Annotated in this window: 20 protein-coding genes; 16 read left to right on the forward strand and 4 right to left on the reverse strand. The window is 70.6% G+C overall.

Annotated features, from left to right (window positions below; genetic code table 11):
- Positions 1–126: 126 nt before the first annotated feature.
- The 4 genes from ACIBI9_RS23720 (at position 127) to ACIBI9_RS23735 (ending at position 2,030) form a co-directional block, all read left to right on the forward strand.
- A complete protein-coding gene (locus ACIBI9_RS23720) occupies positions 127–882 on the forward strand; it encodes an XRE family transcriptional regulator (protein WP_397224337.1) in 756 nt (251 codons plus the stop codon).
- Positions 883–892: 10 nt separating this feature from the next.
- Positions 893–1,360 carry an NUDIX hydrolase gene (locus ACIBI9_RS23725; protein ID WP_397224338.1) on the forward strand — a complete coding sequence of 156 codons (468 nt, stop codon included), beginning with the start codon at positions 893–895 and terminating at the stop codon, positions 1,358–1,360.
- Between the two features lie 215 nt (positions 1,361–1,575).
- Entirely contained in the window at positions 1,576–1,731 is a 156-nt protein-coding gene (locus ACIBI9_RS23730) for a hypothetical protein (RefSeq protein ID WP_397224339.1), read from the forward strand.
- Complete coding sequence (locus tag ACIBI9_RS23735) at positions 1,731–2,030, forward strand: multiprotein-bridging factor 1 family protein (RefSeq protein WP_397224341.1); 300 nt, start codon at positions 1,731–1,733, stop codon at positions 2,028–2,030. Before ACIBI9_RS23730 ends, ACIBI9_RS23735 begins: the two co-directional genes overlap by 1 nt.
- A gap of 371 nt (positions 2,031–2,401) precedes the next feature.
- On the opposite strand, the gene ACIBI9_RS23740 is transcribed toward ACIBI9_RS23735, so the two are convergent.
- On the reverse strand, positions 2,402–2,878 hold the full coding sequence (locus tag ACIBI9_RS23740) for a hypothetical protein (RefSeq protein WP_397224342.1): 477 nt from the start codon (positions 2,876–2,878) through the stop codon (positions 2,402–2,404).
- Between the two features lie 434 nt (positions 2,879–3,312).
- On the opposite strand from ACIBI9_RS23740, the gene ACIBI9_RS23745 reads away from it, so the two are divergent.
- From ACIBI9_RS23745 to ACIBI9_RS23765, 5 genes are all read left to right on the forward strand, one after another.
- Positions 3,313–4,488, forward strand: coding sequence for a trypsin-like serine peptidase (locus ACIBI9_RS23745; protein ID WP_397224343.1), 1,176 nt, complete (start codon positions 3,313–3,315; stop codon positions 4,486–4,488).
- Between the two features lie 165 nt (positions 4,489–4,653).
- Positions 4,654–5,394: a response regulator transcription factor gene (locus ACIBI9_RS23750; RefSeq protein WP_397224344.1), complete on the forward strand. Its 741-nt coding sequence runs from the start codon at positions 4,654–4,656 to the stop codon at positions 5,392–5,394.
- On the forward strand, positions 5,391–6,806 hold the full coding sequence (locus tag ACIBI9_RS23755) for a sensor histidine kinase (protein WP_397224345.1): 1,416 nt from the start codon (positions 5,391–5,393) through the stop codon (positions 6,804–6,806). The genes ACIBI9_RS23750 and ACIBI9_RS23755 overlap by 4 nt, the downstream gene beginning before the upstream one ends.
- Positions 6,807–6,898: 92 nt before the next feature.
- The gene (locus ACIBI9_RS23760) at positions 6,899–7,303 is read left to right on the forward strand and encodes a hypothetical protein (protein WP_397224346.1); all 405 of its coding nucleotides are present in this window, start codon (positions 6,899–6,901) and stop codon (positions 7,301–7,303) included.
- Positions 7,304–7,309: 6 nt separating this feature from the next.
- On the forward strand, positions 7,310–7,594 hold the full coding sequence (locus tag ACIBI9_RS23765; RefSeq protein ID WP_397224347.1) for a hypothetical protein: 285 nt from the start codon (positions 7,310–7,312) through the stop codon (positions 7,592–7,594).
- Here ACIBI9_RS23765 and ACIBI9_RS23770 read toward each other — a convergent pair.
- Complete coding sequence (locus ACIBI9_RS23770) at positions 7,578–9,122, reverse strand: FAD-dependent monooxygenase (RefSeq protein ID WP_397224348.1); 1,545 nt, start codon at positions 9,120–9,122, stop codon at positions 7,578–7,580. The two genes, ACIBI9_RS23765 and ACIBI9_RS23770, sit on opposite strands and share 17 nt — an antisense overlap.
- 214 nt (positions 9,123–9,336) lie before the next feature.
- Here ACIBI9_RS23770 and ACIBI9_RS23775 point away from each other — a divergent pair, with 214 nt between their 5' ends.
- Both ACIBI9_RS23775 and ACIBI9_RS23780 read left to right on the forward strand, forming a co-directional pair.
- On the forward strand, positions 9,337–10,530 hold the full coding sequence (locus ACIBI9_RS23775) for a cytochrome P450 (RefSeq protein ID WP_397224349.1): 1,194 nt from the start codon (positions 9,337–9,339) through the stop codon (positions 10,528–10,530).
- A 79-nt stretch (positions 10,531–10,609) separates the two neighbouring features.
- Positions 10,610–12,928 (forward strand): M28 family peptidase, encoded by a 2,319-nt coding sequence (locus tag ACIBI9_RS23780; protein WP_397224350.1) that lies wholly within the window; start codon positions 10,610–10,612, stop codon positions 12,926–12,928.
- Here ACIBI9_RS23780 and ACIBI9_RS23785 read toward each other — a convergent pair.
- Both ACIBI9_RS23785 and ACIBI9_RS23790 read right to left on the reverse strand, forming a co-directional pair.
- Positions 12,915–14,384, reverse strand: coding sequence for a long-chain fatty acid--CoA ligase (locus ACIBI9_RS23785; protein WP_397224351.1), 1,470 nt, complete (start codon positions 14,382–14,384; stop codon positions 12,915–12,917). The two genes, ACIBI9_RS23780 and ACIBI9_RS23785, sit on opposite strands and share 14 nt — an antisense overlap.
- Entirely contained in the window at positions 14,371–15,732 is a 1,362-nt protein-coding gene (locus tag ACIBI9_RS23790; protein ID WP_397224352.1) for a PucR family transcriptional regulator, read from the reverse strand. The genes ACIBI9_RS23785 and ACIBI9_RS23790 overlap by 14 nt, the downstream gene beginning before the upstream one ends.
- 179 nt (positions 15,733–15,911) lie before the next feature.
- Here ACIBI9_RS23790 and ACIBI9_RS23795 point away from each other — a divergent pair, with 179 nt between their 5' ends.
- The 5 genes from ACIBI9_RS23795 to ACIBI9_RS23815 are packed head-to-tail and all read left to right on the forward strand — an operon-like array spanning position 15,912 to position 20,543.
- Positions 15,912–16,670: an ABC transporter ATP-binding protein gene (locus tag ACIBI9_RS23795; protein ID WP_397224353.1), complete on the forward strand. Its 759-nt coding sequence runs from the start codon at positions 15,912–15,914 to the stop codon at positions 16,668–16,670.
- Positions 16,667–17,380, forward strand: coding sequence for an ABC transporter ATP-binding protein (locus ACIBI9_RS23800; RefSeq protein WP_397224354.1), 714 nt, complete (start codon positions 16,667–16,669; stop codon positions 17,378–17,380). Before ACIBI9_RS23795 ends, ACIBI9_RS23800 begins: the two co-directional genes overlap by 4 nt.
- A gap of 3 nt (positions 17,381–17,383) precedes the next feature.
- Positions 17,384–18,265 carry a branched-chain amino acid ABC transporter permease gene (locus ACIBI9_RS23805; RefSeq protein WP_397224355.1) on the forward strand — a complete coding sequence of 294 codons (882 nt, stop codon included), beginning with the start codon at positions 17,384–17,386 and terminating at the stop codon, positions 18,263–18,265.
- Positions 18,262–19,275: a branched-chain amino acid ABC transporter permease gene (locus ACIBI9_RS23810; protein ID WP_397224356.1), complete on the forward strand. Its 1,014-nt coding sequence runs from the start codon at positions 18,262–18,264 to the stop codon at positions 19,273–19,275. The genes ACIBI9_RS23805 and ACIBI9_RS23810 overlap by 4 nt, the downstream gene beginning before the upstream one ends.
- Before the next feature lie 5 nt (positions 19,276–19,280).
- Entirely contained in the window at positions 19,281–20,543 is a 1,263-nt protein-coding gene (locus ACIBI9_RS23815) for an ABC transporter substrate-binding protein (protein ID WP_397224357.1), read from the forward strand.
- Positions 20,544–20,545: the final 2 nt, after the last annotated feature.

Below are 20,545 nucleotides of genomic sequence, written 5' to 3' on the forward strand. Positions count from 1 at the left end.
CAAGTGAATCCGGGCGGACGGGACCTTTGAACTTCGCCTCAGCCCGGTGTCGGGACGTGTTGAGTCACCGAGAAACGTCCCGAGACGGCCTTGCAACGTCCCGGACGTTAACGTCCACTGGAATGCGTGAACGAGCGCCTACGCACAGCGATGCTCCGCCATGGTGTGGCCCTGGAAGACCTGGCCGAGACGTGTGGCGTCGAGCCCAAGACAGTCGAGCGCTGGATCAACACAGGTCGGGTCCCGCACCGGCGGCACAGGTGGGCAGCGGCGAAGCCGCTGACCGCTGACGAGACGTACCTGTGGCCTGACGTGCTGGAGAGCAGTCAGGCGCGCCGAGGCCGGGCGAACAGGTCGGAACTCGTGGAGGTCTTCCCCGACCGAGCCAGCGTGCCTCGTGAGCTGTGGCTACGGTTCCTGACCGACGCTCAGGAGCGGGTGGACGTCCTGGTCTTCTCAGGGACGTTCTACGCCCAGACGCAGCCGAAGATCGCTCGATCACTGGCCGAGGCTGCGCAACGCGGTGTCGCGATCAGGCTGTGCTTCGGAGATCCCACCGCCCAGTCTGTCCAGACCCGCGACCGCGAAGAAGGGTTGGGCGGGACGTTGGCCGCCAAGATCCGCTCTTCCCTGACCTACTACCGGGCGCTGCCCGAGTTGGATGGCTGCGAGGTCCGTCTGCACTCCACCACGCTGTACGCCTCGCTGTTCCGCTATGACGATGACGTCCTGGTCAATCCACACGTATACGGAGAACCGGCCTCGGCCAACCCGACCTTCCACTTCCGCCGTCTCGATGGCGGGACGATGGCCGAGCACTACATGTCGTCGTTCGAGCGCGTCTGGGCCGGAGCCGTTCCGTGGTCCGGCGCGGAGATCTGAGAGGCACCTCATGGGACGAGTTGAGTACTGGAACGACCCGAACGCACCCAAGGCGAACAGTCTCGTACCGGCTTGTGGGACGGTCACCGTGGACGACGCGGGGCGCATCCTCATGCAGTGCCGTCGCGACACGGGCCAGTGGGCGTTGCCGATGGGCAAGATGGAGATCGGTGAGACGCCCTCGCAGTGCGCCGTGCGGGAAACCGAGGAGGAGACCGGCGTCTTGGTCGAGCCGGTAGGCATCCTTGGGATCTACTCCGACCCCGGTCACATCGTTGCCTACACGGACGGCGAGATCCGCCAGGAGTACGAGGTCATGCTGATCGCCCGCCCGGTCGGCGGTCAGCCGGAGGCCAACGACGAGGCAAGCGATGTGCGGTGGGTTGAGCCGGGTGAACTGCACTTGCTGGACATTCACCCCACGCAGTGGAGACAGCTCAACGACTACCTTGAGCAGAGGCATCCCCACGTTGATTGAACCCAGGCCATCCGTAGCCGCCATGTGCCGTAGAAACGCTCTAGCTTCTGCCTCTTCTGTTCGCAGGAGTAGCCGTGGATAGTTGCGAAATCACTTTGAGTGGTCAAAGTCTGCGATCGCATGATCAGCGAGTCCTGCCGGCCATAGCATCGTTGCTATGGTCTGGGGTGGCGTAGAGCCTGCGCGAGCTGCCGTTCTACCTTGATGATCTGACAATGCGGATCAGCTACTGGATCGCTTCGGATCGGCGGATCATCCTTCTGACCGTTTTCCACAAAACGCGAATGAGGGAAGATCGAGAAGTGGACCGGGCGCGGCGGGCGCTGTCCCGTTGCAAGGACGAGGCGCACTCGGTGAACGAGGAGTGGTGATGACCGAGCGGACCGATTGGGCCCATCTCCGTGACCGACGACTGTCCGAGCCTGGGGCGGCCGAGGCATACGATGCGGCTCGTCTCGCCTTCGAACTCGGTCGGGCAGTGCGACAGATGCGGGAATCTCGCGGGTGGAGCCAGAGTGAGCTGGCTCGTGCGGCTGACATGACGCAGTCAGCAGTAGCCCGTTTCGAAGGAGGACACACCGTGCCGACGCTGCCGGTCCTCGAGCGACTGGCCAGGGCTCTGGACGCCGAACTGGAGGTGCGCATCAGTCCACGCGCTCCCGCAGCCTGAGCCTGATTCATCCCGCGAGATGAAGTGCGACCACCAGCAGCCTCAGACGGGTCCACCACCCGGCAGGCCCGATCGCTATCTCGTGAATTCTTAGGTCGCCCCATGCTCCCCGGCCCACGAATTCTCCGAAGGTGAGCCGGTCCGGGATGTGCAGCAGACGGCCCACTGTCCAACCGGTCAACGGGCGGGGACCGATGGCGCCGGAGGCGCGGGGGGTGCGCCGGAGGCGCGGGGGGGTGCGCCGGAGGCGCCTGAATGGGGGCGTCTGAGCCCCTGCGCGAAGCGCCCCCGGCGAAGCCCCTTGTCCGGGGCGGGTGTCAGCAGGCCCACCACCCAGACGGGCAACGGGCGGGTGGCCCTGGCCCCACCTACTACTTGCCGTCGTGGCCGCGGTGGCGCTCGTCGCGCTGCGGGCGGGGGCCCACCACGTCGAAGGAGGCCGTGGCGGTCCTGTTGCCGACCTTGACGGTCACGGTCTTGCTGCCGGCCTTGGCCTTGGACGGCACGGTCAGGGTCTTGGTGGCCTTGCCGTCGGAGAGCGCCACGCGGTAGTTCTTGCCCTCGGGGCTGGTCACGACGGCCGTGCCGGAGCGCAGGCCCTTGGCGACGATCGTCACGTCGTACGAGTCGCCGGCGCGCACGCGGTCAGGGTCGACGGAGACCTTCAGCGCGAACCTGCGAGCGTCGTCGCGGCCCTTGGCCAGCTGGTCCTGGGGCACGGTGGGCGTGGCGGGGTTCGAGTGCGTCGGCTGCGGGGCCTTGACGGTGGCCGCCGGCTGCGGCTTGGCGTCGGCGAAAGCGGCGCCCGACAGGGGCAGCGTCAGCAGGGCAGCGCTGGCGAGGGTCACGGCGAAAGGCTTGGAGAAGCGCACTTGATACGAATCCGATCCGGGACGGACCTGGCCGAACATCTGAATTCAGCCCCGAAGGTCTTCCCTCGCCAATCACCCTGCCGAGCCAACCTGAGAAACGCCTGTGCCCACCTTATGTATTGGATAAGCGCAGGTAGTGGCCTCGACCTGGGGTCAGTGATCTGCAACACATAATTTCTCTTATGCGATTCTCAGATTCTCCCCGGGTCCGTTCTCAGGATCGGCGGCCGCCTTGGATAATCGGCGCGGCGACGCGATCTTCGTGAGATCACGGCACGATCACGGCGAGCTGTGCACCAGCTAAATCCGGACATAAGAGGACATAAAGGCTGACCCAAGAGGGATACCTTCCTGCCTCACAGACGCACCGAACGCTCATGGCGTTCCCGCGACGAGCAAGGAGTACTCCCTTGAAGATCAAGCACACCCTCATCCCCGTCGGCGGCGGGCTGGCCGTCACGGCGCTGCTCGGCACCTCGCTGGCGGGCGCCGCGCAGGCCGCACCGCACGTGAAGCCGACCGAGAGCGTCAGCACCACCACCGCCAAGGGCATCGCCGCCTTCTGGCTGGAGAACAACGGCGCCGCGCTGAAGGCCGCCACCTACGTCGAGGAGGACACCACCGACGTCGACAAGCTCACCTCCACGGGCACCCCGTCCACCGACACCAAGGCGGGCTCGGTCGCCCCGACCGGCACCACCACGACCACCACCAAGACGAAGAACGTCAACCTGCCGAAGACCATAGGCAAGGTCTTCTTCGTCGACTCGGCGGGCAAGAAGCGCTGGTGCTCGGCCTCCTCCATCCAGGGCAAGTACGCCAACGTGGTCGCCACGGCCGGCCACTGCGTGTACGACACCGCCGACGACGAGCAGCTCATGGACAACTGGGTCTTCGTGCCCGGCTACTACCAGGGCAAGGCCCCGTGGGGCATCTACGTCGGCAAGCAGGCCTTCGTGCACTACGACTACAGCGTGTACGAGGACTACGACCGCGACTACGCGTTCGTCTCGGTCTACAACGGCGTGACCGTCAAGGACTCGACCGTCACCAGGTCCGAGTACGAGACCGACCGGGCCAAGCCGGGCACCGACACCACGAAGGCCGACCACGGCTACTACGACCGGTCGTCGAACACGTACCACGTGATCGACGCCACGGACGCGGGCCGGCTGGGCGACAACGTCGGCGGCCAGGGCATCTCCTGGAACCAGCCGCTGAAGAAGGCGCACTACGTGTTCGGCTACCCGCAGGCCGCCCAGCCCGACGGCAACAAGCCGTTCACGGGCGTCACGCCCAAGTGGTGCTACGGCACGACCACGGCCAAGACCGTGGGCTCGGCCGCCAAGAAGATCGAGGAGCACGTGGGGCTGAAGTGCTCCATGACCGCCGGCGCCGACGGCGGGCCGTGGCTGCTGAAGTACAGCAGCGCCAAGCGACTCGGCTACCTCAACGGCGTGACCAGCGCGTTCTACGACCAGGACGAGAACGACCGGGTCGACTACATCAGCTCGCCGTACTTCGACGCCGAGACCTACAGCGTCTACGCCTCCGCGGCCAACGTCTGGTCCGGGAAGCTCTTCTGACCGAATAGGGGGTGACGGTTTCGCGTAGCTGTGATCGCGTCTTAAAGGGATAGGAAGGGCCCGGCACGCCGCCGGGCCCTTCCGCGCTTCGCCCCTGAGCAGCTCACAGGCGATTCACAAGCAGGAATCATCAAACCTTCATAGAGGGAGGTCATCGTCACGGATATGCACACGACCAGCCCGAACTTCCGGTCCGAGCCCGTGCGCCGATCGGACGGCAGCTCGATCAACATCCTCGTCGTGGATGACGAGCCTCCGCTGACCGAGCTCCTTTCCATGGTCATGCGCCAGGAGTCCTGGGACGTCCGCAGCGCGCACAACGGCAGCGAGGCCATCCGCGCGGCGCGCGGGTTCCGCCCTGACGCGATCGTCCTGGACGTCATGCTGCCCGACATGGACGGGATCCAGCTCCTTCCCCGGCTGCGCGCGGTGCTGCCGGGCGTGCCGATCCTGTTCCTGACCGCCCTGGACTCGCTCCAGGACCGGCTCGTGGGCCTGCGGGCCGGCGCCGACGACTACGTCACGAAGCCGTTCAGCCTGGAGGAGGTCGTCATCAGGCTGCGGGGCCTGCTGCGGCGCTCGGGCGCGGCGCAGGCGCGGGCCGACGCCGGGCTCGTGGTCGGGGACCTCACGCTGGACCAGGAGACCCACCAGGTACGGCGGGCCGGCAAGGAGATCAGGCTCACGCCCACGGAGTTCGAGCTGCTGCGCTTCCTCATGCACAATCCGGGCCGGGTGCTCAGCAAGTCGCAGATCCTCGACCGGGTGTGGGCCTACGACTTCGGCGGCCAGAGCAACGTCGTCGAGCTGTACATCTCCTACCTCCGGCGCAAGATCGACGCGCAGCGGGAGCCGATGATCCACACCGTGCGCGGGGTGGGCTACACGCTCCGACCCGCCGGATGACGATGTCTCTGGAGACCAAGCTGGTGGTCTCCTCGATCACGCTGCTGGCCACCGTCTGCGCCGTCATCGCCACCGCGACGACGCTGCTGTTCCACGACTTCCTCACCGACCGGCTCGACAGCCAGGTCACCTCGGCCGCCCGGCGCTCGACCAGCGCGGCGACCCAGCGGGACGACCCGCCGCCGCAGGCCCGGGAGGTGTCGTTCCTGCTGTCGCCCGGTCAGGCCGAGGGAACGTTCGGCGCGCGGATCCGCCAGGGCGTGGTGCGGCGGGCCGCCGTGCTGACCGGCATCGCCACCGTGCGGGAGCTGCCCGCGCCGCCGTCGCTCGCCACCGTCACCCGCACGCCCGTGACGGTCAACCTGGGTCCGCTGGGTGACTACCGGATGGCCTCCGCCCGCACGCCCGACGGCGACGTGCTGGTCACCGGGCTGCCCATGACCGCCGTGGACTCCTTGCTGACCAGGCTCGTCGTGGTGGAGGCCGCCGTCACGCTGGCGGGCGTCGCGCTGACGGCCGCCGCCGGCACCCTGCACGTACGCCGGGCCGTACGCCCGCTCGGGCGGCTCGCGGCCACCGCAGCCAGGGTGTCGGAGCTGCCGCTGGCCACCGGGGACGTCGTGCGCCTGGCCCGCGTGCCCGAGGTGGACACCGACCCGCACACCGAGGTCGGCCAGGTGGGCGGCGCGCTCAACCGCATGCTCGGGCACGTCGAGACCGCCCTCGAGGTGCGGCACGAGAGCGAGACGAGACTGCGGCGGTTCATCGCCGACGCCAGCCACGAGCTGCGCACACCGCTGGCCTCCATCGTCGGCTACGCCGAGCTGACCCGGCGCAGCGGCGAGTGGCACGGCCCCCAGACGGAGCACGCGCTCGGCCGCATCCGCTCGGAGGCGGGCCGGATGACCACGCTGGTGGAGGACCTGCTGCTGCTGGCCAGGCTGGACGCGGGCCGCCCGCTGGAACGGGTGGAGCTGGACCTGTCGCCGATCGTGGTCAACGCGGTCGGCGACGCCTACGCGGCCGCGCCCCGCCACCGCTGGCTGATCAGCCTGCCCGACCAGCCCGCCCTGGTCCTGGGGGACGCCGACCGCCTGCACCAGGTGGTGAGCAATCTCCTCGCGAACGCCCGTACCCACACCCCGCCCGGCACCACGGTCACCGCGACGGTGCGGCTCGGGGAGCGGGTGTGCGTCGAGGTCGCGGACGACGGACCGGGCATTCCCGGGCACGTGCTGCCCCACGTGTTCGGCAGGTTCGCGCGGGGCGACGGCTCGCGCTCCCGGCTGGCCGGCGGCAGCGGGCTGGGCCTGGCCATCGTGTCGGCGGTCACGGCGGCCCACGACGGCCGGGTCGAGGTACGCAGCGTGCCGGGGAACACGGTCTTCACGCTAAGCCTGCCGCCGAGCTAAGTTTTTTGCGCCGAGTTATCGCGACCCTTTCGAGGGCTTTCCGTGGCGGGGCGTCCCCCGATGCTACGTTTCAGTGGATCATGTCGCGAGAAATGGCGGGCAGCGCATTGAGGGCATTCGTACGAATTGTTGCGGGCGTCGCGTTCGGGTGCGCCGTGCTGCCGGCCCCGACCGCCGCGTCGGCCGCGCCGCCGCCCAGCGGGAGCTCCCTGCTCACCGAGCTGGTCGGCGCGGATCTCGGTACGGTGCTCAGGGCGCTTCCCGGCGTTTTCTGCGGAAATCGACTGATCGCCTACAACTCGCCGTCGCCCAATTCCCCGACCAAGTGCGTGAATGGCGCCGAGAACAGCGGAAACTCCACCAACAGCGGGAACTACCACAATGAAGGAAATCCCATCAACAGCGGCAACTTCGAGAATGCGAACGGCGCCGTGAACACCAACAACGTCACCAACGGCGGCAACAACGCCAACGGCTCCCAGTCCGTTTCCCGGTGACCGGCGATGCGGACCTTCAGGCGGCGAACCGGGGTGGTCGCGGCACAGCTCGCCCTGATGTTGTCGCTGCCGCCCGCCTTTCCCGCTCTCGGGCACGGTATTCCCAAGGACAGCGGCAACTCCTGGAAGAGCGGCAACTACCGGAGCAAAGGCGGCCGGCAGGTGAACAACGGCAACTTCCAGAACGCGAACGGGGCCGTGAACAGCAACAACACCATCAGCGGCGGCAACAACGCCAACGGGCCCCAATGCATCGTCGAACGCAGGGCACTCCTCAAGGGCGGCTGCTGACGGGCCGGTGACCGAGCGCCCGCCTCAGCGCGCCGTCGGGGTGCTCGCCACGCCAGGCCACGTGCTGGTCGGGGCGGACCAGCATCAGGGGCACGCCCGGCAGATCCACCACCCGCAGCGGCACCCCCAGCTCGCGCGCCTGCTCGGCCAGCGCCGCGGCCCCCGGCATGCGCTGGTCCCCGACCACGCTGAAGCCCCGGCCCAGCCGGTCGTACAGGGACTCGCCGGGAGCCAGCCACCGGTGCGGCAGGCGCTCCCCGGTGCCCTCGGCGACGATGGGCGAGCCCTCGTAGGTGTAGCCGAGCACCAGGTCCAGGCTGTGGAACTCGCTGTCCTTCGTCCTGCGCACCGCCTCCGCCACGGCGGGCCGTACCTTCTCGAACTCGGCCTCCTCCCCCATCAGCGCCGGATCGGCCAGCTCGGGGGCGAGGGTGGCCATGTTCGCGGCGGCGGCCTCGATGGTGTCGGCGGCCACCGGGCGGCGCTCGGTCTCGTAGGTGGCCAGCAGCGTGGCGGGCGCCCATCCGTGCAGTACGGCGGCCAGCTTCCAGCCGATGTTGACCGCGTCCCCGATCCCGGTGTTGAACCCGTGACCGCCGTACGGCGGGTTCTGGTGCGCCGCGTCGCCCGCCAGGAACACGCGCTCGCTCGCGTACCTGTCGGCCAGCAGCATCCGGGCGTTCCACGGGTCGGTGGCCAGGATCTCCGCCTCGATGTCGGCGCCCGCCAGGTTGCGGACCAGCCGCATCGGATCCGCGCCCGCGGCGGGGACGCCCTGGGCGATGCACCACCAGGTGTCCTCCAGGTCGAGGCGGCCGACGATGCCGGGCTGGGCCGGGTTCAGCACCCAGTAGTGCACGGCGGGGCCGTGCGGCATGCGCTCGGCCAGGCCGGGAGCGCGGAAGACGATGTTGAAGTTGGGCCTGGCGTCCTGGCGGCCCTCGTAGCGGGCGCCGATGGCCGCCCTGGTCACGCTGCGCGGGCCGTCGCAGCCGACCACGTACTGGGCGCGTACCTCATGCTCCTCGCCCGTGGCGGAGGCGACGCGCACCGACACCCCGTCGGCGTCCTCCCGCAGCCCTGCCACCTGCCGGCCGGTGAGCAGCGCGTCGCCGACGGCCTCCCGCAGCACCTCCTCCACCAGCGGCTGCGGCACCTGCTGGCCCGGCTCGGCCGCCAGCTCGGAGCCCACCAGGTCCAGCCCGAAGCACCCGCCGATCCTGGTGATCTCCCGTCCGAGCAGGCTGCTGACGAACACGGCCTGGTCCGACCACCCGACGGCCAGCGGGGCGCGCTCCCGCACCCGCTCCGCCAGGCCCCACCTCCGCAGCAGCTCCATCGAACGCGCCGACGTCGTCTTCGCGCGGGGCCGCAGCCACGACACCTCCTCGCGCGGCTCGACCACCAGGCACCTCACGCCCTGGTACGCCAGCTCCACGGCGACCGCCAGCCCCACGGGGCCGCCCCCGGCGACCAACACGGGCACATCCATCGGAACCGCCCTCTTCGTCGTAAGGACCAAGGGCATGCTGTCCCGTCCCCCACCCCACCGCAACCCCGCTCGCCCCCCGCCTCGCCGTCCTCACCGCACGCCGGGCGTGGAGGCCGATCGCGGTGGTCCACCCGCCGGACGCCGCGAGCCGGTCCCAGAGGGACCGCAACCCCCGGGCGGTGGGCACTGGAGACCGGCTCGGGGGGTTGTTACGGTTTACGCCTCAACCGACGATCATCAAGGGGTTTGCATGACCGAGTCCTCGACGATGCCGCTGCACATGCGGCGGGTGGGGTTCGACCCGGCTCCCGAGCTGGCGGCGCTCAGGGACGAGGAGGGGGTCAGGCGCGTCACGACCCCGTTCGGCCTGGACGCCTGGCTCGTCACCAGGTACGCGGAGGTCCGCGAGGTCCTGGGCGACGCCGAGCGGTTCAAGATCGCCCAGCAGACGGTGGCGCGCCTGCCCGGAGCCCCCGAGATGACCCCCGAGCAGTTAGCCAAGATCCAGGCGGGCAACCTCCTGGGCGTGGACCCGCCCGAGCACACGCGGCTGCGCAGGATGCTGACCCCCGAGTTCACGAACCGGCGGATGCAGCGCCTGGAGCCGCGAATCAGGCGCATCGTGGACGACCACCTGGACGCCATGGAGGCCGCCGGTTCGCCGGCCGACCTGGTGCCGTCGTTCTCGCTGCCGATCCCGTCGCTGGTCATCTGCGAGCTGCTCGGCGTCCCGTACGAGGAACGGGACGGCTTCCAGCGCCGCACCAGCAGGATGCTCGACATGTCGGTGCCCGGCGAGGAGCGGCTGGGGCTGCAGTTCGAGGCGCGCGCGTACATGGAGGCCCTGGTCCACCGCATCCAGCAGGACCCGGGCGAGGAACTGCTCGGCATGCTCGTACGCGAGCACGGCGACGACCTGAGCACGGACGAGCTCGTCGGCATCGGCAGCCTGCTGCTGTTCGCGGGCCACGAGACCACCTCCAACATGCTGGCCCTGGGCACCCTGGCCCTCCTGCGCCACCCCGAGCAGCTCGAACTCCTCAGGAAGGAGCCCGAGCGCATCGACGCCACGGTGGAGGAGCTGCTGCGCTGGCTGAGCATCGTCAACTCGGGCACGACCAAGGTCGCGACGACGGAGGTCCAGCTGAGCGGCCGAACCATCCAGCCGGGCGAGCTGGTCCTCTGCGCCCTGCCCGCCGCGAACCGCGACCCCGCCCTCATGCCCGACGCGAGCACGTTCGACATCTCCCGCGGCGCTCCCGGCCACGTCGCCTTCGGCCACGGCATCCACCACTGCCTGGGCGCCCCGCTGGCGCGCATGGAGCTGCGGATCGCCCTCCCGGCGCTGCTCCAGCGCTTCCCGGGCCTGCGCGAGGCGGGCGCCGCCGACTTCCGCTCCTCCCACATCGTGTACGGCATGAGCTCCCTGGAGGTGGCCTGGTAGGACCTGCGGAAAACCGCAGGTAGATCCGGGCACGCGCATCATTCCGCCGCCATGGCCCGCGTACCTAGCGTTCCTGGCCATGACGGGAAAGTTGTTCGACGTCCCCCGCCAGGCCCTGGCGGGGCTGTGTGCCCTGCTCGCGCTGGCCGGTGTGATCATGCTGACCGCCATGGCGGACAGCACCATGCAGCCGCTGCCCGCCTCCGCGCCGGACGGGGAGTTCAGCGCGGAGCGGGCGCTGCGCCACCTTGAGAGGTTCGCCACCGAGCCGCGCCCGATCGGCAGCCGGGCCGGTGAGCGGGCCAGGGACTACCTCGCCGGGCAGTTGCGCGCGGCGGGGCTCGACGTGCGGGTGCAGCGGGCCGTCGGCGCCAACACGTCGGCCGGGCTGGCGTCGTTCGGGCAGGTGGACAACATCGTGGCCACGGCGAAGGGCAGCGATCCGACCGGCACGGTGGTGATCGCCGCGCACTACGACTCCGCGGCCATGGGCCCGGGCGCCTCCGACGACGCCGCCGCGGTCGCGGCCATGCTGGAGACCGTACGCGCGCTCAAGGGCACCGCGCTCCGCAACGACCTCGTGCTGCTGATGTCGGACGGCGAGGAGGACGGCGTGCTGGGCGCCGAGGCGTTCGTCAGGGAGCACCCGCTGGGCCGCAAGGGCGGGGTGCTGCTCAACTGGGAGGCCCGGGGCGTGAGCGGCCCGTCGCTGATGTTCCAGACGTCCAGAAACAACGCCGGGCTGGTCGAGACGTTCGCGGACGCCGTGCCGCACCCGCGCGGCGACTCCACGTTGGGCGAGCTGTACCGGCTGCTCCCGAACAACACCGACTTCACGCCGATGGCCAAGAACGGCTTCACCGGCATGAACTTCGCCTACATCGAGGGCTCGTCCCGCTACCACACCGCCGACGACTCGCTCGCCCACCTCGACCGGGGCAGCCTGCAGCACCACGGCTCGAACATGCTGGCGCTGACCCGCGCGCTCGGCGGCGCCGACCTCGAAGCGCTGGCCGCGGACCACGACGTCACCTATTTCCGGATCTTCGGGACCATGGTCACGTACCCGAACGCGCTCGTCTGGCCCCTGGCCGGGCTCGCGGCGGCCGCGGTCGCGGGGCTGGCGGTGCTGGCGCGCAGGCGGCGGCTGGTCAGCCTGCCCCGGCTCGCCGTCGCCGCCGCGTCGGGGGTCGTGCCGCTGCTGCTCGCGGCGGCCCTGGCGCAGGGGCTGTGGGAGGTGCTGGTGGCCTGGCGGCCCGCGTACGACGGGATGGGCGGGCTGCTGCACCGGCCGCAGGCGTTCCAGGCGGCCGTCGTGGTCCTGGCCGCGCTGGCGCTGCTCTGCTGGTACCTGCCGCTGCGCCGCCGCCTCGGCCCCGGGGCGCTGGCCATCGGCGCGCTGGTCTGGCCGGCCGCGCTCGGCCTGTTGTGCGCCCAGGTCGCGCCGGGCATGTCGTACGTGCTCACGCTGCCCGCGCTGTTCTGCGCGCTCGGCGGGACGGCCGCGATCCTGCTGCGCGACGCGGCCCGCAATGTGGCGGCCTTCCAGGTGACGGCGGTGACGCTGGGCGCGGTCATGGCGGCGGCACTGCTGCCCGCCCTGGCCAGGACCGCGTTCGACGGGATGGGCCTCGCGCTCGGCGGGGTGCCCGCGCTGGTGCTGGCGATCTTCGGGCTGACGGTGGTGCCGATCATCGAGCTGTGCCTGCCGGAGCGCAGGCAGTCCCTGGTCCCGCTCGCCACCGCCGGGCTCGCGGTGCTGCTGGTGCCGATCGGCCTGGCCCGGGACGGCTTCGACCCGGCCAACCCCTTGCGTACGCACCTCGCGTACGTGATGGACGCCGACACCAGGACCGCGAGCTGGGTCAGCGCCGACGCTGAGCCGCCCGCCTGGACCAGGAGGTACGTGTCCGGCCACGACACCAGGCCGCTGCCTCCCGGCTACGCCCGCGGCACCTCGCTCTGGACGGGACGGGCACCGGCGACGACGGGCGCCGCCGAGCCCCGCGTGACCGTGCTCGGCCGCGACGGAGACACGGTCAGGCTCCGCGTGACCACCGGCAGGGCGGCGCGCTCGGTCACGCTGCGGGTCGAGCGCCCGATCACCGCGGCGACGGCCGCCGCCGACGGCCTGACCCCGGTGAGCGTCGACGTCACCGGCGTCCGTTCCAACACGTGGCCGGGTGAGATCCGCTTCCGCGGCCTGCCCGGCACGGGAGCGGAGATCTCGCTGCGGGTCCCGGGGGCGGACCGCTTCCGGCTGACCGCCATCGCGGAGACGGACGGGCTGCAGCGGGTGCCCGGTTTCGTCCCGAGACCGAAGGGCGTGGTGGCGGCCACCCGGGAGGACGGCGATCTCGTGGCGGTCACCCGTACGTACGAGATCAGCGCGAGGTGAGGGCCCGTTTGAGGATCTTGCCCGTGGGGCTCATCGGCAGCTCGTCCACGAACGAGATGCGCCGCGGATATTTGTAGGCCGCCACCCGCTCCCTCACGAAATCGCGCAGGTCCTCGCAGGTCACCGGCGCCCTCAGGGCCACCACGGCCTGGATCTCCTCCCCGAGCCCCGGGTGCGGCACGCCGAAGACGGCCGCCTGCCGCACCGCCGGGTGCTCGTACAGGACCTCCTCGACCTCGCGCGGGTAGACGGTGTAGCCGCCGCGGATGATCACGTCGCGGCGGCGGTCCACCAGGTAGAAGTAGCCGTCCTCGTCCACCCGCCCGAGGTCGCCGGTGTGGAACCAGCCGTCGCGGACGGCCTCGGCGGTGGCGGCGGGGTCGTTCCAGTAGCCCTTCATCACGTTGGGGCCGCGCACGACGATCTCGCCGATCTCGCCGCGCGGCGTCTCCCGGCCGTCCTCGGTGACGATCTTCATCTCGACGTCCCTGATCGGCCAGCCGATGGAGCCGGGCCTGCGGTGCCCGCCGCCGCGGTTCGTGGCGGCCACGGGGGAGGTCTCGCTGAGCCCGTACCCCTCGATGATCTCGCAGCCGAACCTGGCCTCGTACGCCCGCAGCACGTCCAGCGGCAGCGCCGCCCCGCCGGACGTGCAGACCCGCAGCATCGACATGTCGGAGGCGCCGGGGTGGTCGAGCAGCGCGATGTACATGGCCGGCACGCCCTGGAAGACCGTCACCCCATCGCGCCTGATCACCTCCAGCGCCCGCCCCGCCTCGAACCGGCGCAGCAGCGTCAGCCGCGCCCCCGCGTGCACGGTCGCGTTGAGCGAGCACGTCTGCCCGAACGTGTGGTAGAGCGGCAGCGCCCCCAGCACCACGTCGTCCACGCCGAGCGCGTGCATGCGGGCCACGGTGGCGGCGTTGCCGCCCAGGTTGGCGTGGGTCAGCTCGATGCCCTTGGGGCGGCCGGTCGTGCCCGACGTGTAGTGGATGACGGCCGTGTCGTCGCCTTCCGTGGCGGCGGTCTCGCGCTCGGCCGCCACGCGCCGCAGCAGCCTGCGGAACTCCTCGGGCACCACGAAGAAGCAGTCCGTCCTCGTGCCCGCCGAGCCCGCCTCGGCGACCTCCGCGAACGCGTGCCAGGCGATCAGCAGCCGCGCCCCGCAGTCGCCCAGGTACGCGGCGATCTCCCGCTTCTTCAGCAACGGGTCGAGCGGGACCACGACGGCCCCGATCCGCAGCACCCCGTAGTAGACGACGCCGAACTCGGGCACGTTCGGCAGCATGATCGCGACCCGGTCGCCGGCGCCGATCCCGCGGCAGCGCAGCAGCCCCGCGAGCCGGGCGCTCAGCTCGTCGAGCCCGCCGTAGGTGAGCTCCGCCTCGTCCAGCGTGAGAACCGCCCGGCCGCCGAGTCGCTCGGCGGCGATGTGGAGCCGGTCAGCGAGGTTCATGGCAAGACCGTACGTCGGCTCTCCCACGCCCCTCATTGGTCACGGCGGCCAGTCTTTCCCGCCCGGCATTGGTCGGCCCGAGAGTCGGCTGCGCGTCCTGCAACGCGATGGCCACCAGCAGCTCGACGAGATCGTTGATCGAGCGCAGGCTGCGCCCGGTGCGCTCCTGGATCCTGCGCAGCCGGTACTGGGCGGTGTTCGGGTGGATCTGCAGCCGCTCGGCGGCGGCCCGCAGGTTGAGGTCGGCGGCGGCGAACGCCCTGATCGTGGCCGTCAGCACGCCACCGCGGGCCCGGTCCTCCGCCAGCAGCGCCGTGATACGCGGGTCCACCAGGTGGCGGGCGGTGTCGTCGGCCTTCAGCGCCAGATACTGGAACGGCGTGATCCGGGGCAGCGCGGCCACCCCGCCCTCCTCGGGCACGAAGTCCAGCACGGCCCTGGCCTCCTGGTACGCCTGCGGGATCTGCGCGACCCCGGCCGAGACCGTGCTGATGCCCATGGCCAGCCTGATCCCCTCGGTGGCCAGGCCCTCCAGCACCGACTGCAGCCGGTCGCACAGCTCCTCCGGCCCGGCGCCGGGGCCGAGCACGGGGATCGCCACGATCTCCGACTGGCGCACGACCGACAGCGTACGGGTGCCGTTCCCGACGGTCCTGGCGATGGCGGCGCAGGCCGCGTGCCGGGCGTCGGCGCCCCCGTCGAAGGCCGCGGGCGGCCCGGCCAGCACCGCGATCACCACGAGCAGCGGCGTTCGCGCGTCGGAGCCCAGCCCGTGGGCCTGCGCCGCGGCCAGCTCCCTGCCGCGGGTCGGCACGCAGCCCGCCAGCAGCGTCTCCAGCAGGTCGCGACTCTCGCGCACGGCCTCGGCGGCCGCGTACTGCTGGAACTCCATGTACGCGTTCGCCGTGTGCGTGCTGGCGAAGTCGGCGTACCGCATGAGCTCCGACGCCAGCGACAGGGCCGCATCGCGGCCGGCGGACGAGCGGCCCGCCCGCTCGACCACCGCCTCCCAGAAGATCCGCTGCCCGACCCGGAACGCGTTGATGTAGTCGGCCAGCGGCACCCCCGCCCTGGCCCGGCGCATGGCCGGCCGGCGGGTGAACGAGATGTCCTCGTGCGTGACCGTGCGCTCCTCCAGCAGCACGCCGAGCTTGGCCCGGTAGTGCCTGACCACGTGCTCCAGGACGTCGGCGCGGAAGTCCGGCCCCTGCGCGGCGTAGACGGGGATCTCCCGCGTGATCGCCGCGAGCGCGGCGGCGGCCAGCTCGTCGACGTCGGCGAGCAACTCGGCGAGGATGCGCGTGCGTTCCGCGCGGACGGCTTCCACGGTGCTCGAACCAGTGGACATGCCCGGGATGATCCATGCCCGGTGCCGGGAGGTCAACGGGTCGTAACCGGTCCGAGACCCACGCTGTGCTCAGCGGACAACTCGCCCGGGACATCTTGGGTCACCGTGCCCAATGCGGCCCCTGACCGGCGGCTCCTACGCTGAGCCCACATTCAGAACATTGTTCTCCAGGAGGCCGGATGCTGGAGGTGCACGATCTTACCGTTCGCTTCGGCGGCATCACGGCGCTGGACGGCGTGGGCTTCGAGGTGGCGCGCGGCGAGATGGTGGGGCTCATCGGGCCGAACGGCGCCGGCAAGACCACCCTGTTCAACTGCCTGACCCGGCGGTACGACGCCGGCTCCGGGACGATCGTGTACGAGGGCAAGGATCTGACGGCCGTGGCGCCGTACGCGATCGCAGAGATGGGCATCGCGCGCACCTTCCAGAACCTGGGCCTGTTCACCCGGCTGTCGGTACGCGACAACGTTCTGGTCGGCGCGCACCACAGGGGCCGCGCCGGCTTCCTCACCGCGGGGCTGCGGCTGCCCGGCGTGCGCCGCGAGGAGCGCGCGCTGCGCGCGGACGCCGACGCCGTGATCGAGCGCCTCGGCCTGACCGGTGTGGCCGACCACCCGGCGACCGGGCTGCCGTTCGGGACGCTCAAGCGGGTCGAGCTGGCCCGCGCGCTCATGTGCCGGCCCCGGCTGCTGCTGCTCGACGAGCCGGTGAACGGGCTGAACGCGGCCGAGGTCGAGGAGTTCGCGGGCACGCTGGACGCGATCCGCTCCGAGTACGACCTGACCGTGATCGTGGTCGAGCACCACATGGGGTTCGTGATGGGGATCTGCGAGCGGATCGTGTGCCTGGACTTCGGCCGCAAGATCGCCGAGGGGCCACCGGGCGAGGTGCAGCGCGACCCCGGCGTCATCGAGGCCTACCTGGGGACTGCCGTATGACTCTCGTCGTCGAGGAACTGGTGGCTGGATATGGGGACGCCCGCGTGCTGCACGGCGTGCGCCTGACCGTCCGCGAGGGCGAGGTCTGCGCGATCCTCGGCCCGAACGGCGCGGGCAAGACGACCCTGCTGCGGGCCCTGTCCGGCATGATCAGAACCCGCGGCCGGGTCTCGCTCGACGGCGTGGACCTGGTGGGCCGCTCGCCCGACGCGCTCGCCCGGCAGGGCGTGGCCCACGTGCCCGAGGGGCGGGGCACGTTCATGCCGCTGACCGTCGAGGAGAACCTCCGGCTCGGCGCCTTCGTCCGCCGCGACCGCGCCGCCGTGGAGGCGGACCTCGAACGCGTCCACACGTACTTCCCGGTGCTGAAGACCCGGCTCAAGCAGGCCGCGGGCAGCCTCAGCGGCGGCGAGCAGCAGATGCTGGCCATCGGCCGGGCTCTCATGCTGCGCCCCAAGCTGCTCCTGCTCGACGAGCCGTCGCTCGGCCTGGCCCCGATGGTCACCCGGGAGCTGTTCCGCATCGTCCAGGCCGTCAACGCAGAGGAGCGGACCACCGTGGTCGTCGTCGAGCAGAACGCCCATCTCGCCCTCGGCATCGCCCAGCAGGCGCACGTGCTGGAGACCGGGCGGATCGTCCTGTCGGGCACGGCCGAGCAGATCAGGGCCGATGAGCAGGTCGCGCAGTCCTACCTCGGATACCGGGTGTAGCCGATGGCCGGATTCGTGCAGCAGGTCGTCGAGGGGCTCGGCGCGGGCGCCATCTACGCGAGCATGGCGCTGGCGCTGGTGCTGATCTACCAGTTCACCGGGATCGTGAACTTCGCCCAGGGCGAGCTGGCCATGTTCTCCACGTACATCGCCTGGCAGTGCATGGCCGCCGGGCTGCCGTTCTGGCTCGCGCTGGCGCTCACGCTGGCGGTGTCGTTCGCGGGCGGGATGCTCATCGAACGCGTGATCATCCGGCCGGTCGAGGGCGCTCCCGAGCTGACACTGGTCATCGTCACGGTGGGCCTGTTCATCTTCGTCAACGCCGCCGCCGGGTGGATCTGGTCGTTCCTGATCAAGGACTTCCCGAACCCGTTCCCGGGCGGCGCGCTGGAGGCGGGCGGGATCAGCGTGAGCTTCTCGACGCTAGGAGTGCTCGGCGTGGTGGCGCTGGTCATGGGGCTCCTGTACGTGCTCTTCCAGCACACCAGGATCGGACTGGGGATGCGGGCGGTGGCGGCCGACCCGTCGTCGGCGCGGCTGGTCGGGATCCGGGTGGGCTGGACGCTCGCGCTCGGCTGGGGACTCGCCGCCACCGTGGGCGCGGTGTCGGGGGTGCTGGTGGCGCCGCTGCTGTTCCTGGAGCCGAACATGATGGGCGGCGTCCTCATCTACGCGTTCGCGGCGGCGACCCTCGGCGGGTTCGACAGCCCGGTGGGCGCGGTCGTGGGCGGGCTGGTCGTCGGCGTGGCGGAGACGCTGGCCGGGGCCTACGTCGGGTTCATCGGGTCCGACCTCAAGGTGGGGGTGCCATTGGTGATCATCCTCGGCGTGCTGCTGCTACGGCCCCGCGGCCTGTTCGGGCGAGCGGTGGTGGAGCGGTCATGACCGCCACGCCGCCGGCCACGACGCCCACCCCCACTTCCGAAGGGACGTCCGCCACGATGCCGCCCGCAGTCCGCCGGCGGTGGGTGATGAGTGCGGCTCTGCTGGCGGCCGCGTGTTACGCCCCCTTCCAGCTCGCCCCGTTCCACGTCTTCCAGCTCACGATGGTGCTGGTCTACGCCGTGGCACTGCTCGGCCTCAACCTCCTCGTCGGCCACGCCGGCCAGATCTCGCTCGGGCACGGCGCGTTCTTCGCCGTCGGCGCGTACGCGACCGCGATCCTCCTCGACCGCTGGGCGCTCCCGTACCCGCTGACCCTGCCCGTCGCGGCGGGGGCGGCGTTCGTGCTGGGCCTGGCGTTCGGCCTGCCGGCCATGCGCCTGCGCGGCCTGTACCTGGCGCTGGTCACGCTCGCCGTCGCGATCTTCCTGGTCCCCCTGCTCAAGCGCTTCGAGCCGGTCACCGGCGGGTCCATGGGGCTGACCCTGGCCAAGCCCGCGCCGCCCGCCTGGAGCGGCCTGGCCGAGGACCAGTGGCTGTACTTCCTCACGCTGATCGTCGCCGTCGCCGCGTTCCTGGTGGCGGGCAGCCTGCTGCGCTCGCGCGTGGGCCGGGCGCTGCACGCCATGCGGGACGACGAGACGGCGGCCGAGGTGATGGGCGTGCGGCTGTCGTTCTACAAGACGTTCGCGTTCGCGTGGAGCGCGATGTTCGCCGGAGCGGCGGGCTGCCTCTACACGTGGGTGATCGGGTTCGTGTCGCCGGACTCGTTCACGGTCAACCTGTCGATCACCCTGCTGGCCGGACTGGTCGTGGGCGGGCTCGGCTCGCTGTCCGGACCGGTGCTCGGCGGGCTGTTCGTGATGTTCGTACCGAGCATCGCGCAGGACATCAACGACGCCGCTCCCGGCGTCATCTTCGGCCTGCTGATCATCGCGGTGATGTACGTGGCCCCGACGGGGCTCGCCGGGCTGGCCGGGCGCTTGATCAAGAAGGTTCCCCGGAAGGAGTAAGAGGGATGCGTGTATCTGCGATCGGGGCGGCTGCGCTGCTTCTCCTGGTCGCCGCCTGCGGGGGGCGGGACAACGGCGGCTCGGGCACGACGGCGTCGGGCCAGTGCCAGGGACAGCAGACGACCGGCATCACCGACAAGACCATCAAACTGGGCGGGATCTACCCGCTTTCGGGCCCCGCCTCCGCCTACGGGGACATCCCGAAGGGCATCAAGGCGTACTTCGACTACGTCAACGCCGAGAAGGGCGGCATCGGCGGGCGCAAGGTCGAGTTCGTCGTGCGCGACGACGGTTACCAGCCGCCCAAGGCGGTCGAGGAGGCGCGCAGGCTGGTGGAGCAGGAGCAGGTGTTCGCGCTGTTCCAGACGCTCGGCACACCCTCGACCACCGCCACCTGGGACTACACGAACCAGCGCAAGGTGCCGCAGATCTTCGTCGCCACCGGCGCCTCCAAGTGGGGCACCGACACCGCGCACCCGTGGACGATCGGCTGGCAGCCCAACTACGTCTCCGAGGCCCGCGTCTACGCCCAGTACCTCAAGCAGGAGAAGCCCCAGGCCAAGGTCGCCGTCCTCTACCAGAACGACGACTTCGGCAAGGACCTGTTCGGCGGGTTCAAGCGGGCCGTCGAGGGCAGCGGGATCACGATCGCGGCCGAGCAGAGCTACGAGGTGACCGACCCCAGCATCGACCCCCAGATGCGCAACCTCGCCGAGTCGAAGGCCGACGTCCTCCTCGACATCACCACGCCCAAGTTCGGCTCGCAGGCACTGGCCGCCGACGCCAGGAACACCTCCTGGAACCCGCTGCACATCATCAACAACGTCTCCGCCTCGATCACCGTGCTCAAGCCCGTCGGCTTCGAGAATGTGCAGGGCGTCGTGTCGGCCTCGTACTACAAGGACCCCAACGACCCGACGTGGCAGAGCGACCCCGAGATGGTGCTCTACAAGCAGAAGATGCAGCAGTACGCCCCCGGAGCCGACCCGAACGTCCCCTTCTTCACCTTCGGCTGGGCCGTGGCGAACAGCTTCCACAAGGCCATGGAGGCGGCCAAGTGCCCGACCCGCGAGGGGCTGCGCGACTCCGTACGCAGCCTCCAGGGCGTGAAGATCGACATGCTGCTGCCGGGCGTGACGCTCGATACCGGTCAGGGAGACGGCTTCCCGATCGAGTCGATGCAGCTCATGACCTTCAAGGGCGAGCGCTGGCAGCTGTTCGGCGACGTCATCGACACGAGGAAGGCGTTCGGCCCGCTCACCGGGTGAGG

Source organism: Nonomuraea sp. NPDC050451 (assembly GCF_044458585.1).